This is a genomic window from Rheinheimera sp. 4Y26 (assembly GCF_025245835.1).
In the GTDB taxonomy this organism is placed as follows: Bacteria; Pseudomonadota; Gammaproteobacteria; order Enterobacterales; family Alteromonadaceae; genus Pararheinheimera.
This window is the reverse complement of sequence record NZ_JAOBWS010000018.1, coordinates 1-15,150: the sequence shown is the minus strand read 5'-3', so window position 1 is coordinate 15,150 and position 15,150 is coordinate 1. Positions and strand designations below refer to the sequence as shown.

Genomic DNA, 15,150 nt, shown 5'->3' with positions numbered 1-15,150 from the left:
TGATTAACCGCCATTTTTCTGCCAGAAGTCGTTGGTTTGCTGCTCCAGTTGCTCCTGCGCTTCAAACCACTGCTCTTCCACTGAAGCCAGCTCAGCTTTGAACTTGGTTTGTTCTGCCAGCACCTGCGTCAGCTCAGCTTTGCGGCTTTGATCATACAAGCCGGTGTCGGTGAGTTTTTCTTCCAGCTGCGCCAGTTTGGCTTCCAGCTGATGTTGTTGCTGCTCCAGCTTTTCGATGTTTTGTTTTAATTTGCGCGTTAAGTTACGTAAATCTGCTTCTAAGCGTTTTTGATCTTTACGCACAGCAGCACCACTGCTGGCGGGCTCGGCGCTGAACTGCTGCGCTTTGCTGTCATTTTGCAGCCACTGGTAATAATCATTTAAATCACCGGCAAAAGGCGCCACTTTGCCATGGGCCACCAGATAAAACTCATCTGTGGTGCTGGATAATAAATGCCGGTCGTGTGACACCACCACTATGGCGCCTTCAAAACTTTGCAGCGCCATCACTATGGCTTCACGCATTTCTAAGTCGAGGTGGTTGGTGGGTTCGTCCAGTAACAGCAGGTTAGGGCGTTGATACACCAACAGAGCTAGCACCAGCCGTGCTTTTTCACCACCGGAAAATGGCGCGCAGGCAGCTAAAGCTTTGTCACCATGAAAACCAAAACCACCTAAAAAGTCGCGCAGGCTTTGTTCAGTGGCCTGTGGCGCCAGCCGCACCATATGCTGCAGTGGCGAATCTTCTGGTCTTAAGGTTTCCAGCTGATGCTGCGCAAAATAACCAATAGCCACACCAGCGGCATACCAGATGTCGCCACTTTGGGGTTGCAAACTGCCGGACAACAATTTGATCAGCGTGGATTTACCGGCACCATTACGGCCGAGTAAACCAATACGGCTGCCTGGCAGCAGCTGAAAATTAATTTGCTGCAAAATACTGTGATCGCCATAGCCGGCGCGTACGTTTTCCATTTTCAGCAGTGGGTTGGGTAAAGCCCGTGGCTCGAGAAACTCAAACTGAAAGGGCGAATCAACATGAGCCGGCGCTAATAACGTCATACGTTCCAGCGCTTTAATCCGGCTTTGGGCCTGTTTGGCTTTGGTGGCCTGGGCGCGGAACCTGTCGATAAATTTTTGCAGGTGGGCAACCTGGCGTTGTTGTTTTTCATAAGTGGATTGCTGCTGCGCCAGATGTTCGGCGCGCTGGCGTTCAAACTGGCTGTAGTTGCCACGGTAGAGGGTCAGCTGCTGACTTTCGATATGCACTATATTGTCGACCACAGCGTCGAGGAAATCGCGGTCGTGGCTGATCAGTAGCATGGTGCCTTCAAAATTGGCGAGGTATTTTTCCAGCCAGAGCACAGCGTCTAAATCGAGGTGGTTGGTAGGTTCATCGAGCAGCAATAATTCTGCCCTTTGCATTAAAGCGCGCGCCAGATTAAGCCGCATCCGCCAGCCACCTGAGAATGATTTGACCTGTTGCTGTTGCATGGCACCGCTAAAACCCAGGCCATCCAGTAAAGTGCCGGCTTTGGCTTCGGCGCGGTAACCGTCCAGCGCTTCAATCTGGTGATGCACTGCAATCAGGTCAGTGTCTTCACGGGCCTGACGCACTTGCATTAAAAGCGGATATAAAGCTTCGTCGCCTTGCAGTACATAATCCATGGCGCTGCATTCAACGGCTGGGGTTTCCTGCGCCACAGTGGCTATGGTCCAGCTGTTTGGAATACTGACTGTGCCGGCGTCGGCCTGCAGTTTACCCTGTAACAAGGCAAACAAAGTCGATTTGCCACAGCCGTTGGCACCGATAATTCCGACCTTTTGGCCCGGGAATACGGTAAGATCGGCCTGTTGCAGCAAACATAAAATGCCGCGGCGTAATTCGACTTGTTGCAGTTGGATCATTGAAAGTAGTACCTGTAGCAGTGTGACCCGGCCATCAGGCCAGACAATTTGGGCTGCTAATGTAATCGGATCGGCCACACAAACCAAGAGTTTCGCTGATTTTTGCCTGTTTCGAGGATGTAAAAACCATGACCACCCGGAAGAAAAAACGTTTTATCGCAGGCGCGACCTGCCCCAAATGTAAGGCAGTGGATACCATGTCGCTGTTTCTTGAGCACAATGTGGAAAAAGTGGAATGTGTCAGCTGTGGTTATCAGATGGCGCAGCCTGAATCTCAGGTGGAGCGGCTGGCGCGGGAAAATGAAACTGTGATTGGGGTGTTTAAACCTGAATAAAGCTGCGGCTGACAAGGTTTTTATCTGGCGTCTCAGCTAACACCCTGCAGCTGTGATAGCTGGCAAGGTGTTGCTTCCTTTGTGCGGTGCCCCAATAAGTGCCGCCAATTAATAATGTGGTGGAGGTGGCTCTTCGTGTGGTCTTAAAATGCCGCTGTCCGCGCCGCCTTGCAGTTTTTCCGCCAGCATCAGTACCTGACGCTGCAGTTTTTCTATGCGCTTCTGGTGTTCTAATAATTCGCTATGCAGCTGATGTAATGCATCATCCTGAAACGCCAGTTTGCTTTCTAAATCAAAAATTTGCGTTTGCAGTTGTTGTTCGGTGGGTGTCAGTGCACTCATGGTTCAAATTCCCATAGTTCGGCCAGACCACTGGAACTTTCTGTCAGGATCCGGTCTGGTGCGATAAAAACCGCATCATATACCACGGCGCTGGGTGGTTTGCTACCCGGAAAAGCGCTGACTTGCCAATCTTTCACCACTTTGCCTGTATTCACATCCCACACAGTGACGCGGCGTGAAGCAGAGCCAGCGACCAGATAACGGCCGTCGTCGCTAAAACGGGCTGTGGTAAAAACCCGGCCGCGCCCCAGTTCCAGTTTTTGTTTCAGTTTGCCGGTGGTTAAATCCCAGATGCTGGCTTGTTTTTGGCTGTCAGCGGTAAAAGCCAGCGTGCCTTTGTGGTCCAGTGCCACTTTGGTTACCCGGGTTGGATGCACAAAAGTCTGCAGAATTTGTGCTGTTTGCGTATCCCACAAATAAGCTTTTAAATCGTTGCCGCCGGTCAGCGCATAACGGCCATTCGGTGATAAAGCCACGGTATTTACTTTTTCGCTATGGCCTAAAAACTCCAGCCGGCGACCGGTTTTCAGTGTGATGTGCTGCACTTTGCTGTCGCTCTGGGCAATTAACAGCTGAGTGCCGCCCTGCGAAACCGCAATATCCCGCACTATGGATGTGGGCAAAGACCAGAAACCGATGTTTTTGCCATCCCGCATTTGCCATAACGACAAATTTTTATCGTCTGCGGTAAGCAGATGCTGGCCGTCCGGGCTGAATGCCAGATAGCTGATAAAGTTTTCCGTTGGGTTTTGCTGACTTAAGCGGTATTTGGCTGTTTGGGTTGTTAAATCCCAAACCACCACACCGGATGTCAGGCTGGAAACTGCAGCCAGTTCAGCTGAGGTTGAAATAGCGGCGGCTACAGTACCGTGAGATGCATGTTCAGCGCTTGAAACGGCTTTGTTTTGAACTTCTGAGCAGGCGACCAGCCAAAGGCTGAGAAAAATGCCTAGATATTTCATTCTATGTGTTAACGTCATCAGCACAAATCTGTAGTATAGGCATGGTTAAAGGTTAGTCCTTTATTACTATAACAACACACTTTTGCAGCGAAGTCTGCAGTTTATTGGAGAAACAAATGCGCTTATTGACCAAGGTGTCGCTGATTGCCGCCGCCATGATTTCACTGTCTGCCTGTCAGAAAGAAGCTGCCGCGCCAGCTGCGCCAGTACTGGATACAGACGCTGCAAAACAATCTTACGCTATGGGCGTTTCAGTAGGTAAATACCTGAACAGCGCTGTAGAAGAACACAAAAAATTAGGCTTGCCATTAGCCTCTGACACTATGGTTCGTGGTGTTCAGGATGCTCTGGCTGGTAAAGCTGCGCTGACTGACGAAGAAGTGCAGAAAGTTATGACTGCTTTAGACGAGCAGTTCCGCGCGAAACAAGCTGAAGTTGCTAAAGCAAAAGCTGCTGAAACTATTGCCAAAGGCGAAGCTTTCCTGGCTGAAAACGCCAAAAAAGAAGGCGTAAAAGTAACTGAATCTGGTCTGCAGTACGAAGTGATCACTGCAGCTGATGGTCCAAAACCAAAAGCTGAAGAAAAAGTACGGGTGAAGTACAAAGGTACTTTCATTGACGGCACTGAATTTGACAGCACTGACAAATCAAACGGTGGCGAGCCGGTTGAGTTCCAGTTAAATCAGGTGATTCCGGGCTGGACTGAAGGCGTGCAGTTAATGGGCGTTGGTTCTAAGTTCAAATTTACTATCCCATCAGCTTTAGGTTACGGTGACCGTGATGTTGGCCCAATCCCGGCAAACAGCGTGCTGCAATTTGAAGTTGAGCTGTTAGGCATTGTGGCTGAAGAAGCTGCTCCTGCCGGCGAAGCTGCAAAAAAGTAGTAATAGCCACGCCGTATAAAACGGATTAGTGGACACAAAAAAACCGCCTTCACCGGCGGTTTTTTTATGCTGCTGACTGAAGTCAGGCTGAAACCGAACCTTTGCTGTGTTTGTTATGCAAGGTTTGAATTAATTCGTCTTCCAGACCAAAACGTTCTTCCAGCACCTGGCCCAAAGTTGACAGGTCTGAGTCAAAACTACTGAAATTATGGCCTGGGCCGGTTTCAGCGTATTTGTCATTAAACTCCAGCGCTACATCTGTGGAGGCGGCAATTTTTGGATATAAGGTTTGAGCCAGTGATTTACTGTCGCTGCCGTTTTCCTGACACTGTGACACTATCTGGTCATAGACTTCAAAATGACCGGCTGAAAGGTAATCCATCAGCAACTGACAAAAACCCAGGATAGCGTCCTGAGACGGTAACTGATTATCCTGCTGTTTATCAAAGGGAGGTAAAGCCGCCAGTTTGCAATAAGATACGATCAGTTGTTGCCGCTCTTCCAGCCAGTTATCAATAGCGGTAGAGGTACCGCCCCATTGTTGTCGAGCTGTTTGCAGACGGGTATACATAACCATATCCTTGCTTAATTAAATTCGGCTTATACCGCTAATAAAAAGAATTCCGCACTAAAGATCAACTACTTTTTGATTGGTCGGCTCAGTATTTCCCTTTATGATGACAGCCTGCATCCGGAAGTTGTATTGGGACAAGCACAATGAAAAGCCATAGTCTGCAGCTGAAACATCATGATCAGGGGTATTGGTTTGTGGTGAATCGCGGCAAGCTGAAATTGACCACTGAGTCCCTTAGTATTCCTTTTGGTGCCTGGAATCAGCAACAGATCACAGAGCCTGAGATGATTTGCCATATAGGACAGTGGCAAGAGCAACCTTGTTATCTGGTTGTAAGTAACGACCAGCAACAGGAGCCGGAACAATGGCACAGTGCCCGCGCCTTACTGGAGCAGGCTGAACAGGTGTGGTTTGAGCTGGCGTCCCGCGCAGTGCAATTGGCGCTGTTTTTACAAACACACAGGTATTGTGGCCAGTGTGGCAGCAAAATGCAGCTGGTGAGCTGGGAGCTGGCGATGTTATGCCATAAGTGTGGTCATCGTTGTTATCCAAGGATTTCACCTTGTGTGCTGGTGGCTATCTGTAAAGAGCAACAAATTCTGTTGGCCCGCTCAAAACGGCATAAGCCGGGCTTTTTTTCCATTCTGGCCGGTTTTGTCGAGTCGGGGGAAACGCTGGAGCAGGCTGCAGTGCGCGAAGTGTATGAAGAAGTGGGGATCCGTATTCAGAATCTGCGTTATGCCGGCAGTCAGCCCTGGCCTTTTCCACATTCATTGATGACGGGTTTTCTGGCTGATTATCACAGTGGTGATATTGTGTGTCAGGAAGATGAAATTGAAGAAGCAGGCTGGTTTGATTTTGCTGCGCTGCCGGACATTCCACCGGTGCAAACTTTGTCTGGCCGGATGATCCGTCAGCTGCAGGCAGAAACTTCAGCAGATGAATAAATAATCACTTTAAGCTGCGCAAGCTGGTAATTTGCGACTGATAATACAGTTGAAAAAACAGCAAATAAAAAAGCCACATAAGTGGCTTAAGTATTTGTTTATGGGCCCGTAGGTGCGAGCTCTTATTTTTAGATTTCTTCACTAGCGCGTCGATTTTATAACAGAAGCTTTTTCGCGCCGCAAGAGTAAATTTGCAGATAAATGCAGAAAAATTCATTAAACAGCAAACATAGTGTCATCTTCACTATGCTGTTAAAATAACTCAACACAGCTTAATGGTAGAGCCAAGATGGAATTAAAAAACGATCGTTACCTGCGCGCCCTGTTAAAACAACCGGTTGACCGCACCCCTATCTGGATGATGCGCCAGGCAGGCCGTTATTTGCCTGAATACCGGGAGATCAGAGCCAAAGCCGGCGATTTTATGTCTTTGTGTAAAAACCCTGAGCTGGCTTGCGAAGTCACCTTGCAACCGCTGCGTCGTTATCCGTTGGACGCAGCCATTCTGTTCAGCGACATTCTGACCATTCCGGATGCGATGGGCATGGGTTTGTATTTTGGTGAAGGTGAAGGCCCAAAATTTACTAAACAGCTGACTGACTTTATGGATGTGGTGCAGTTGCCGGTGCCGGATCCTGAAGTGGAGTTAAAGTATGTGATGGACGCTGTGCGCACCATCCGCCGTGAATTAAAAGGTGAAGTGCCACTGATTGGTTTTTCCGGCAGCCCATGGACTTTAGCCACTTACATGATTGAAGGGGGGAGCAGCAAAACCTTCTCAAAAATCAAAAAGCTGATGTATACCGAACCAGAAGTTGTACATATTCTGCTCGATAAACTGGCGCAAAGTGTGGTGTTGTATCTGAATGCCCAAATTGCTGCAGGCGCTCAGTCTGTGATGATTTTTGACACCTGGGGCGGTGTGTTAACCCCAAATGCCTACCGCGAATATTCATTAAGTTATATGCAGCAAATTGTGGAAGGCTTAACCCGACAGGCGGATGGTCGTCCTGTGCCTGTAACCTTATTCACGAAAAACGGTGGTTTGTGGCTGGAAGATATTGCTGCCACTGGCTGTGACGCTGTAGGTCTGGACTGGACTATCGATATTCGCCATGCCCGCAACCGCATTGGCGATAAAGTCGCGCTGCAGGGCAATATGGACCCGGCTATTCTGCTGGGTTCACCCGAGCGCATCCGGTTGGAAGTACAGGCGATTCTGGATGGTTATGGTCAGGGATCAGGCCATGTGTTTAATCTGGGTCATGGTATTACCCCAGACGTGGATCCGGAAAAAGCCGGTATTTTTATTGAAGCAGTGCAATCTTTCAGCCGCACTTATCATATGAATACCGACATTTTATAACATAGCGTCGCTGCTGAGTTTCAGCGGTAAAGCGGATAACCCGCAATGAACAATAAAGGCGCCAGTGGCGCCTTTATTGTTGTGTGTCCAGTGCTAAATATTGTTGATACTTATTGCAGCACTATTTACTGCTACTTTGGTGGTTTATTCAGTTTCAGCCTGAACCAGCCCCCGATAATCGTTTAATAATTCACGGTAGTTTTCAGTAGCCCAATTGCGTGCCTGTGCTGCCACAACAGCCTGTTCCAGCATTTCTTCACCGCGTTCCTGTTTGCCTTGTTCAATCAGGGCAATGCCAATGGTTGACAACAATTTGGGGTTATCTTCATCCTGTGCCAGCCCTTGTTCGGCTAGTTGAATGGCGCGCTCGGCATTACGCAGTTTTGGGTTATCTGACATGGCCAGCAAGGAAGCATATTCTACGATGGCTGGTACATAATTCTGCGCTGCAGCGTTTTCAAGATAGCGGGCAGCCCGTTCAGGGTCAAACTGGATGTTATCGCTATCCAGTAATTGATGCGACAACAGGTAGCTGGCTTGTGGGTCACCGTCAGCGGCCGCATAAGTCAGCCAGTTAATGGCTTTATTGCTGTCTTTATCGCACATGCTGCCGGTGAGCAGACATTGGGCAACGGTAAACTGCGCCGGTGCATAACCGTTAATGGCGGCTTTTAAATACCAGGGCAGCGCTTTCTGGTCTTTCACTAGTCCGGCTTGGGCAATCAAACCAAATTTATATTGGTTGGCTGCAGAATCGGCCTCTGCCGCCTTACGAATAGCTGCAATGTATTCGTTGTTTTCGCGTGCAAATTTGCGGGACGCTGTAACCAGTTTATCCAGGTTAAAGACGTGAATCTGATGGTCGAGCCGGATAGAGTCGCCGTACGAATTGCGTGGTGGCGAGAAGGTCCAGTTTTCCATGGCCGCCAAGACATATTTATCAATGGCACCTGCCGGGAAAGACAGCGCAACTTTGGCGTTTTCTACCCGACCGTTTTCGTTAATGTCATAGGTGACAACCGACCAGGCGGCAATACCGCTACGCGGGAAGTGGCCGGGATAATCGGGTTTATCCTGTTTCAGCGGTGTTACCACTGTTGGCTGGCGATACACCTGATGGATGGTTGGGTAGAGGTTACTCTTTAACGCCAGAGCTCCGTACTGACCATTGATTTCCGTATACGCCTGTTTGCCTGCCCGGCGTGATTCTAACTTGCCGCGCAATTCCACATACTTTTCAGCGGCGCCCGGTTGTGATAAGCCTTTAGCTGTCAGTGCCCAGGCATAAGCTTTATTCAGGTCAGCTTCGGTGCCTAAACCTTCTTCATAACATTGTGACAGTAACAGTTGTGCCTGCGGATGGCCCAGTTGCGCCAGAATTTGTAACTGTGGCATCGCCTGTTCGTAGTTTTTATCCTGAAACAGTTTGTACGCACTGCCAAAATCGGCAAGGGCTGAACTACTGAACCCGACAGCAAGCAGATAACAGCATAAACGCATCAGAAACATGCCCGAACTCCCTGGAATTTTTTATGGTGTTTTTTTCGAGTGTACAACGGTTTATTCGACAAAACAAAACAAAAACGGCGCAATTTTGCGCCGTTTTTAGCAATATGTTGCTGAAACCGCTGGTTTTAGAACAAACGGTTTAAACCGTTCATCGCGGCCACCCGATAAGCCTCTGCCATGGTTGGGTAGTTAAAGGTGGTGTGCACAAAATACTCGACATTATTGCCGCCATTTGTTTGCATCATAATGGCCTGACCAATGTGTACAATTTCGGCCGCTCTTTCGCCAAAACAGTGAATGCCGAGAATTTCTTTGGTATCGCGGTGAAACAACAATTTCAGACTTCCCACATTGGTGTTGGCAATTTGTGCCCGCGCCAGATGTTTAAACTGGGCACGACCTACCTCATAAGGGATTCTGGCGGCTGTCAGTTGCTGCTCGGTTTTACCCACAGAACTCATTTCCGGAATGGTGTAAATACCAACCGGAATGTCTTCTATCAGTTGCATCGGGCAATGGCCATGAATTATGGCGTTACCGGCAATCCGGCCCTGATCATAAGCAGCGCTGGCGAGACTTGGGTAGCCAATCACATCACCAACAGCGTAAATATTCGGTACTTCAGTCTGATAATTGTGGTTTACTTTCAGTTGGCCGCGGCTGTCGGCTTTTAATCCAACAGCGGCCAGGTTCAGTGTGTCGGTGTTGCCGGTACGGCCATTGGCAAACAAAATACAGTCGGCTTTCATTTTTTTACCTGACTGCAAATGCAAAATCACACCATCTTCTAATCCTTCAATAGATTCAAACTCTTCGCCGTGGCGAATGGTCACACCCGAGTTCCAGAAGTGATAACTCAGTGCGTCAGAAATTTCGGTGTCCATAAAAGACAGTAGTCTGTCGCGGGTGTTGACTAAATCCACCCGGACGCCCAAGCCACGGAAAATAGAGGCATATTCACAACCAATCACACCGGCGCCAAAAATAATGATGTGCCTTGGGTCATCTTTCAGCGACAAAATGGTGTCGCTGTCAAAAATGTGTGGATGGTTAAAGTCGACATTGGCGGGGCGATAGGGTCTTGAACCTGTCGCCAGGATGATGGTTTCCGCCGTGATTTGCCGATCCGGGCCGTTGGCCGGTTTGATATTAATAGTGTGGTTATCGATAAATGAAGCTTCACCGGAAAACACTTCGACTCTGTTGCGATCGTAAAAGCTGCTACGCAGCCGCACCTGTTTACGAATAACACCGGCTGCATGTTTTAAAATTTGTGGAAAAGTCAGATTGGCGGACTGATTTTCCATCTGGAACAATGGATTTTCATTGTATTCAATAAAGCGGCTGACCGAGTGACGCAGTGCTTTGGACGGAATAGTGCCCCAGTGGGTGCAACCGCCGCCGACCTGCTCGTGACGTTCAACCACAGCCACTCTTTTGCCGCTTTTGGCCAGGTTCATGGCTGCACCTTCACCACCTGGGCCTGTGCCGATAATGATGGCGTCATACTGATATTGTGCTTGAGGTGTGGCAGAGCTTGATTTGGCAGGCACAGCAGATCCCTATTCTGGTCTAATTGTCTGAGCTTTGATGATAGCAGCATCGTTTACAGATGTTGAAGCGGAAAAGGCAACTTGCGTTGCCTTTTCATCAGGAAAATCAGCACACTGGCCGACTTATGCGTATTGCTGAATAAAACTCTGCCATTGGCGTTGTTGTTGTAACCAGTTTTGTTTCATTTCCTGATATTGCTTGCGAATATCGAAGTCGTTGTATTGCTGTAGCAGTTGCACCTTTTTCTGTTGCAGTTCATCTTTCTTCTGCTGATATAACTGCTTTTGCACCGAATAATACGCCTGCATCCGTTCCAGTAATAAGGCATATTCCTGCTCCATCCGCGCCAATAATAGCTCAGCATCCGGCAATAACTTCGCTTTGGCCTGGGCTCTTTTTAATTGCATCAGTGCCTTGGCTTTCATAATCCGGTCTTCAGGACAAACTTTCAGATTTCGGGTTAACCCCAGCCATGAGCAGGTTTTGATTAACCATTTCGTCGGGTCGAACTGCCACCAGCGGATACCGTTGCGGTAATCATATTCAAAAATATGGTGGAAGTTATGGTAACCCTCACCATAGGTTAAAAACGCCAGCACCCCGTTGTCGCGCGCGCTGTTTTCATCGGTATAAGGCTGATTACCCCAGATATGGGCCAAAGAGTTGATAAAAAACGTAAAGTGATGACTCAGCACCAGTCGCAGCACACCCACACTCAGCAACATGCCAAGGTAGTTGTCGGTCAAAAAACCTAAAAACAGTGGAATACCAAAATTGGTGGCAATGGTCAGCAGCAAATAATGTTTGTGCTGGAACATGACAATAGCGTTGTTTTGTAAGTCCCGCACATTGCTGTAATCGCTGTAGCGCTGGCTTTGATATTCTCTGAGCATCCAGCCGATATGACTAAACCAGAAACCACGTTTGGCTGAGTAGGGGTCCTTGTCATTTTGATCGACAAATTTATGGTGCACCCTGTGATCGGAAGACCAGTGCAGGGCGCTGTTTTGTAGCGCAAAAGCACCACCAATGGCAAAAAACCACTGCAAAAGTGGATGGGCTTCATAAGTTTTATGTGCCCAGAGTCTGTGGTAACCCGCGGTAATAGACATACCGCAGTAGCCGAGGCACAAAATAGTGGCGACTATTTCAGTGGTGCTAAAACCAACGGTCAGGGCGTAATAAGGCACAGCAATAGCTGAAATTAAAAAAGTGATACTAAACAGCAGGACATTGGTCCAGATAATAGGTGGTTTTTGCATTTATAGGTACATTTGGCTTACATCTGTAAGCTAATTTTACTGTGCAATTGCGGCGGGTCAAGGTATAAAATGCCGGACATCAGATACAGGGAGGCATTGTGACCAGAGCCCAACAAAAAGAACGCACCCGCCGCGCTATTATTGACGCTGCTTTTGCGCAGTTAAGCCCGGATAAAGGCTTTTCCAGCCTGAGTTTGCGCGAAGTAGCACGCGAAGCCGGTATAGCACCAACCTCTTTTTACCGTCATTTTGCCGATATGGATGAGCTGGGTTTAACCCTGGTGGATGAAGCAGGTTTAATGTTACGGCAGTTATTGCGTCAGGCCAGACACCGTATCGAAAAAAATGGCAGTGTCATTCGAACTTCCATTGAGACTTTTATGGAGTTTGTGGTTGGTAACAGCAATGTATTTCGGTTGTTGTTGCGGGAGCGTTCTGGCACATCGGCGCCATTTCGTCGTGCGGTTGCCCGCGAAATTCAGCATTTTTGTGCTGAACTGGCAGATTATCTGCGAAAAGAAACTGCTTGTCCGGATGAGTTTGCCCAGGTTCAGGCCGAGGCAATGGTAACGCTGGTGTTTCATGCCGGCGCTGACGCACTGGATGCCAGCCCTGATTTACGCTTACAAATTACCCATAAAACCATTACCCAACTGCGCTGGCTGGCGCATGGCGCAGCGGGTTATGCACGCCGGCCTAAAGAATAATTTTTTTAAGCCAGACACCACATTCAATGTGGTGGGTGTATGGGAACTGGTCAAACAACGCAAACTTTTGCACCTGATGGGTTTTACACAAAGTTTGCAGATTATGCGCCAGCGTATCCGGGTTGCAGGAAATATACAGAATATCGTCAAAACGGCTGACCAGTTGCTCTGTGGCCGGATCCAAACCCGCCCGCGGCGGGTCTACCAAAATGGTATTGAGCTGCAAACCGGCTAAATCAATGTTTTTTAACTGTTGCCCCTTGGACAGCGCTGCGCTGACATCTTCAGCAGACATCTGCAACACCCGCACATTATTGATTTGGTTTAAGGCAATATTGTATTCGGCACAACGAATAGAAGAACGCGCAATTTCAGTGGCAACCACCTGATCAAAATAAGGGGCCAGCGCCAGCGAAAAATTGCCGTTGCCACAATATAGTTCCAGCAAATCACCGCTCAGGTTTTTGGCAATATCACAGGCCCAGCCCAGCATTTTCTGATTCACTTCACCGTTGGGTTGGGTAAAGCTGTTTTCAATTTGCTGGTATTGCAGTTGCTGCTGTTGTACCTGCAGCCGCTCAATCACAAAGTCACGGTCAACCAGAATTTTCTGTTTCCGGGCGCGGCCAATAAAATCCACCTTATATAAAGCAGCAAATTCGGCTTTTAGTGCTGCAGCTTCGCCGGCCCATTCCGGCGGGATCGGCTTTTTATAAATCAGTGATACCACAAGTTCACCGCTTAAAGTGGCCAGGTAGTCAATTTGGTATAAACGATTACGCAGCAGCGGGCGCTGTTTTAATGCCTGCAGCAATACCGGCATAAAATCAGCAATGGTTTTACAGGCTATCGGAAAATAATCAATCCGTTGTTTGGTTTTGGTTTCTGGGTCAAACATGATGTGGAACATGTCATCCCCTTCGTGCCAGATGCGAAACTCAGCTCTTAAGCGGTAATGTGCGGGCGCTGAGGGAAAGACTTCGGCTTGTTCCACACCAAAAGGGGCGAACAGTTGTTGCATGGAATCTGCTTTCTCCGACAGCAATGCCTGATATTGTTCCGGAAAAACCTGACCTAACTGCATAATGTGCCCCTCGCTGAAAAAAGCGGCCATTCTAAGAGGTTTTGCCTCAAGATCCAATCAAGGGCCACTATATATATTGTCCGTGCTCGATGGCTTTATTTAATTTGCTGCTCTGCGCCCTGGCTTCTGGCAAAATAATGGCTTGTTGCCGGAGGGAATCAAATGCGGATTGGTTTTATTGATAGTGGTGTTGGTGGCTTAAGTGTTTATCAACAGGTACAGCAACAGGTGCCTGCCGACTACATCTATCTGATGGATAACAAATATCTACCCTACGGAGAAAAAAGCGAAAGTTTTATTCAGCAGCGCCTGTATCAGCTGTCGCAACATCTGATAGAGCTGGGTGCTGAGCTGATTGTTATCGCCTGTAATACCGCAACCACCCAGGCAGTTGAATTTCTGCGCCAGCATTTTTCTATTCCTTTTGTAGGTGTTGTGCCTGCTATTAAACCTGCAGCTGCGTTGAGTCAGGGTAAAGGCTTTGCTGTGCTGGCCACACCTGCAACGGCCAATGGGGAATATATGGCAGGTTTGATTCGCCAGTTTGCCCCGCATGACGACGTGATTAAATTTGGCAGCAGCGAACTGGTGCGTTTAGCCGAAGATAAAGTTTGGTATCAGCAGGATGTGCGTCAGCAAGTCAGCGACATCTTGTCGGTGAGTCCTATAGCCGGGCATGGCTGCGGCATCGTGGTATTAGGCTGTACGCATTTTCCGTTTCTGGCGGAAGAAATAAAGCAGGCTTTGCCCAGCGCAACAGTATTACTTGATACGGGTGAAGCGATAGCAAGGCGGGTAAAACAATTGGTAGGTTTGCAGTCTTTGACTGATAAGCAGTATCAGCATTGTTTTATCAGTACCAGAGCGCTTAATGAGCTGCAAAGCGACAGACTAAAAAAACTCGGCTTTGACCAGCAACAGTGCTGGCCAATGCCGATTTTGTCGTAGCTTATTCTTCGCCGTCTTCGTTATCCTGACGTTCTTTGGCTTCGCGCACTTTTAAGGTGCGGCCTTCAAATTCAAAGTCATTCAGCTTTTGGATCATCTTGTTGGCATCTTTTGCCGACACTTCGACAAAACCAAAACCACGGCGCCGTCCTGTTTGTCGGTCTTTCATCAAACGAACATTCACCACCTGGCCTGATTGTTGAAACAACTCACGCACTGCTTCTTCATTGGCACGGTAAGGCAAGTTACCTACATATAAAGTGGCGGTATCGCCTGTGGCGGTCACAACAGCAGCTTTATTGCTTTTGCTTTCAGACGCAGCAGCTAAAGGTTTGGTTTCAATCAGGATCGGAACCAGAATACCGGCGATGATGACACCGATGGTCATTGCCACACCGGCAGAGGGCAACAGGTCAACAGGAAGAAAATAACTAACAAGGTATACAAGGATGGCAAGCGCCAGGGTAAAAGGTAAAGAACGGCTTAAACTTGATGACATAAGTGATTCCTAAATACATGAGAGTGAAAAGATACTGAGAAAAACAAACTACTTATAGTAGTCAAAAGCTATCTTAACCAGTCACTATCACTTCGCCAACAGATAAAACTCAGAAAAACCAATGGTTTTTGCGGTAAAAATGCACATAACGTGTGTTTTATAAGCGAACGAGTTGAAATCTTCAAAAAACTATAAATTCGCGCTTGCGCCATTTCAAAAACGCCCTATAATGCGCGCCATGCCGACGGGGTGGTGCGAAAGCAGCAAGC

General features: G+C 48.2%; 15 protein-coding genes. 6 read left to right on the top strand and 9 right to left on the bottom strand.

Going from position 1 to position 15,150, the window contains the following annotated elements; translation table 11 throughout:
- Positions 1-3: 3 nt before the first annotated feature.
- Positions 4-1,908, bottom strand: coding sequence for an ABC transporter ATP-binding protein (locus tag N3Z11_RS16900; protein WP_260658377.1), 1,905 nt, complete (start codon positions 1,906-1,908; stop codon positions 4-6).
- A gap of 128 nt (positions 1,909-2,036) precedes the next feature.
- Here N3Z11_RS16900 and N3Z11_RS16895 point away from each other — a divergent pair, with 128 nt between their 5' ends.
- Positions 2,037-2,243, top strand: a complete 207-nt coding sequence (locus N3Z11_RS16895; protein WP_260658376.1) for a YheV family putative zinc ribbon protein — start codon at positions 2,037-2,039, stop codon at positions 2,241-2,243.
- Positions 2,244-2,351: 108 nt separating this feature from the next.
- Here N3Z11_RS16895 and N3Z11_RS16890 read toward each other — a convergent pair whose 3' ends face one another.
- Both N3Z11_RS16890 and N3Z11_RS16885 read right to left on the bottom strand, forming a co-directional pair.
- The gene (locus tag N3Z11_RS16890; protein ID WP_260658375.1) at positions 2,352-2,585 is read right to left on the bottom strand and encodes a SlyX family protein; all 234 of its coding nucleotides are present in this window, start codon (positions 2,583-2,585) and stop codon (positions 2,352-2,354) included.
- Positions 2,582-3,565, bottom strand: a complete 984-nt coding sequence (locus tag N3Z11_RS16885; protein ID WP_260658374.1) for a WD40 repeat domain-containing protein — start codon at positions 3,563-3,565, stop codon at positions 2,582-2,584. The genes N3Z11_RS16890 and N3Z11_RS16885 overlap by 4 nt, the downstream gene beginning before the upstream one ends.
- A 98-nt stretch (positions 3,566-3,663) precedes the next feature.
- On the opposite strand from N3Z11_RS16885, the gene N3Z11_RS16880 reads away from it, so the two are divergent.
- On the top strand, positions 3,664-4,431 hold the full coding sequence (locus N3Z11_RS16880) for an FKBP-type peptidyl-prolyl cis-trans isomerase (protein WP_260658373.1): 768 nt from the start codon (positions 3,664-3,666) through the stop codon (positions 4,429-4,431).
- Between the two features lie 82 nt (positions 4,432-4,513).
- Here N3Z11_RS16880 and rsd read toward each other — a convergent pair whose 3' ends face one another.
- Positions 4,514-5,002 (bottom strand): sigma D regulator, encoded by a 489-nt coding sequence (gene rsd, locus N3Z11_RS16875; RefSeq protein ID WP_260658372.1) that lies wholly within the window; start codon positions 5,000-5,002, stop codon positions 4,514-4,516.
- Between the two features lie 146 nt (positions 5,003-5,148).
- On the opposite strand from rsd, the gene nudC reads away from it, so the two are divergent.
- A complete protein-coding gene (gene nudC, locus N3Z11_RS16870; RefSeq protein WP_260658371.1) occupies positions 5,149-5,952 on the top strand; it encodes an NAD(+) diphosphatase in 804 nt (267 codons plus the stop codon).
- A gap of 289 nt (positions 5,953-6,241) precedes the next feature.
- A complete protein-coding gene (gene hemE, locus N3Z11_RS16865; protein WP_260658370.1) occupies positions 6,242-7,318 on the top strand; it encodes a uroporphyrinogen decarboxylase in 1,077 nt (358 codons plus the stop codon).
- Positions 7,319-7,462: 144 nt separating this feature from the next.
- On the opposite strand, the gene N3Z11_RS16860 is transcribed toward hemE, so the two are convergent.
- The 3 genes from N3Z11_RS16860 to N3Z11_RS16850 form a co-directional block, all read right to left on the bottom strand.
- Positions 7,463-8,827, bottom strand: a complete 1,365-nt coding sequence (locus N3Z11_RS16860; RefSeq protein ID WP_260658369.1) for a TonB family protein — start codon at positions 8,825-8,827, stop codon at positions 7,463-7,465.
- A gap of 125 nt (positions 8,828-8,952) precedes the next feature.
- On the bottom strand, positions 8,953-10,380 hold the full coding sequence (gene sthA, locus N3Z11_RS16855) for a Si-specific NAD(P)(+) transhydrogenase (RefSeq protein WP_260658368.1): 1,428 nt from the start codon (positions 10,378-10,380) through the stop codon (positions 8,953-8,955).
- 123 nt (positions 10,381-10,503) lie between these two features.
- On the bottom strand, positions 10,504-11,643 hold the full coding sequence (locus N3Z11_RS16850; protein WP_260658367.1) for a fatty acid desaturase: 1,140 nt from the start codon (positions 11,641-11,643) through the stop codon (positions 10,504-10,506).
- 98 nt (positions 11,644-11,741) lie between these two features.
- On the opposite strand from N3Z11_RS16850, the gene fabR reads away from it, so the two are divergent.
- On the top strand, positions 11,742-12,350 hold the full coding sequence (fabR, locus tag N3Z11_RS16845; protein WP_260658366.1) for an HTH-type transcriptional repressor FabR: 609 nt from the start codon (positions 11,742-11,744) through the stop codon (positions 12,348-12,350).
- Here fabR and trmA read toward each other — a convergent pair.
- Positions 12,340-13,434 (bottom strand): tRNA (uridine(54)-C5)-methyltransferase TrmA, encoded by a 1,095-nt coding sequence (gene trmA, locus N3Z11_RS16840; protein WP_260658365.1) that lies wholly within the window; start codon positions 13,432-13,434, stop codon positions 12,340-12,342. The two genes, fabR and trmA, sit on opposite strands and share 11 nt — an antisense overlap.
- A 162-nt stretch (positions 13,435-13,596) precedes the next feature.
- Here trmA and murI point away from each other — a divergent pair, with 162 nt between their 5' ends.
- A complete protein-coding gene (gene murI, locus N3Z11_RS16835) occupies positions 13,597-14,382 on the top strand; it encodes a glutamate racemase (RefSeq protein ID WP_260658364.1) in 786 nt (261 codons plus the stop codon).
- Position 14,383: 1 nt separating this feature from the next.
- On the opposite strand, the gene N3Z11_RS16830 is transcribed toward murI, so the two are convergent.
- Positions 14,384-14,881, bottom strand: coding sequence for an RNA recognition motif domain-containing protein (locus N3Z11_RS16830; RefSeq protein ID WP_260658363.1), 498 nt, complete (start codon positions 14,879-14,881; stop codon positions 14,384-14,386).
- Positions 14,882-15,150 lie beyond the last annotated feature (269 nt).

Coding starts and splice junctions, on each gene's coding strand:
- N3Z11_RS16890 (WP_260658375.1), bottom strand. CDS start 2,585: ATGAGTGCACTGACACCCACCGAACAACAACTGCAAACGCAAATTTTT.
- N3Z11_RS16885 (WP_260658374.1), bottom strand. CDS start 3,565: ATGACGTTAACACATAGAATGAAATATCTAGGCATTTTTCTCAGCCTT.
- N3Z11_RS16900 (WP_260658377.1), bottom strand. CDS start 1,908: ATGATCCAACTGCAACAAGTCGAATTACGCCGCGGCATTTTATGTTTG.
- N3Z11_RS16895 (WP_260658376.1), top strand. CDS start 2,037: ATGACCACCCGGAAGAAAAAACGTTTTATCGCAGGCGCGACCTGCCCC.
- nudC (WP_260658371.1), top strand. CDS start 5,149: ATGAAAAGCCATAGTCTGCAGCTGAAACATCATGATCAGGGGTATTGG.
- hemE (WP_260658370.1), top strand. CDS start 6,242: ATGGAATTAAAAAACGATCGTTACCTGCGCGCCCTGTTAAAACAACCG.
- N3Z11_RS16830 (WP_260658363.1), bottom strand. CDS start 14,881: ATGTCATCAAGTTTAAGCCGTTCTTTACCTTTTACCCTGGCGCTTGCC.
- trmA (WP_260658365.1), bottom strand. CDS start 13,434: ATGCAGTTAGGTCAGGTTTTTCCGGAACAATATCAGGCATTGCTGTCG.
- N3Z11_RS16880 (WP_260658373.1), top strand. CDS start 3,664: ATGCGCTTATTGACCAAGGTGTCGCTGATTGCCGCCGCCATGATTTCA.
- N3Z11_RS16860 (WP_260658369.1), bottom strand. CDS start 8,827: ATGTTTCTGATGCGTTTATGCTGTTATCTGCTTGCTGTCGGGTTCAGT.
- murI (WP_260658364.1), top strand. CDS start 13,597: ATGCGGATTGGTTTTATTGATAGTGGTGTTGGTGGCTTAAGTGTTTAT.
- rsd (WP_260658372.1), bottom strand. CDS start 5,002: ATGTATACCCGTCTGCAAACAGCTCGACAACAATGGGGCGGTACCTCT.
- N3Z11_RS16850 (WP_260658367.1), bottom strand. CDS start 11,643: ATGCAAAAACCACCTATTATCTGGACCAATGTCCTGCTGTTTAGTATC.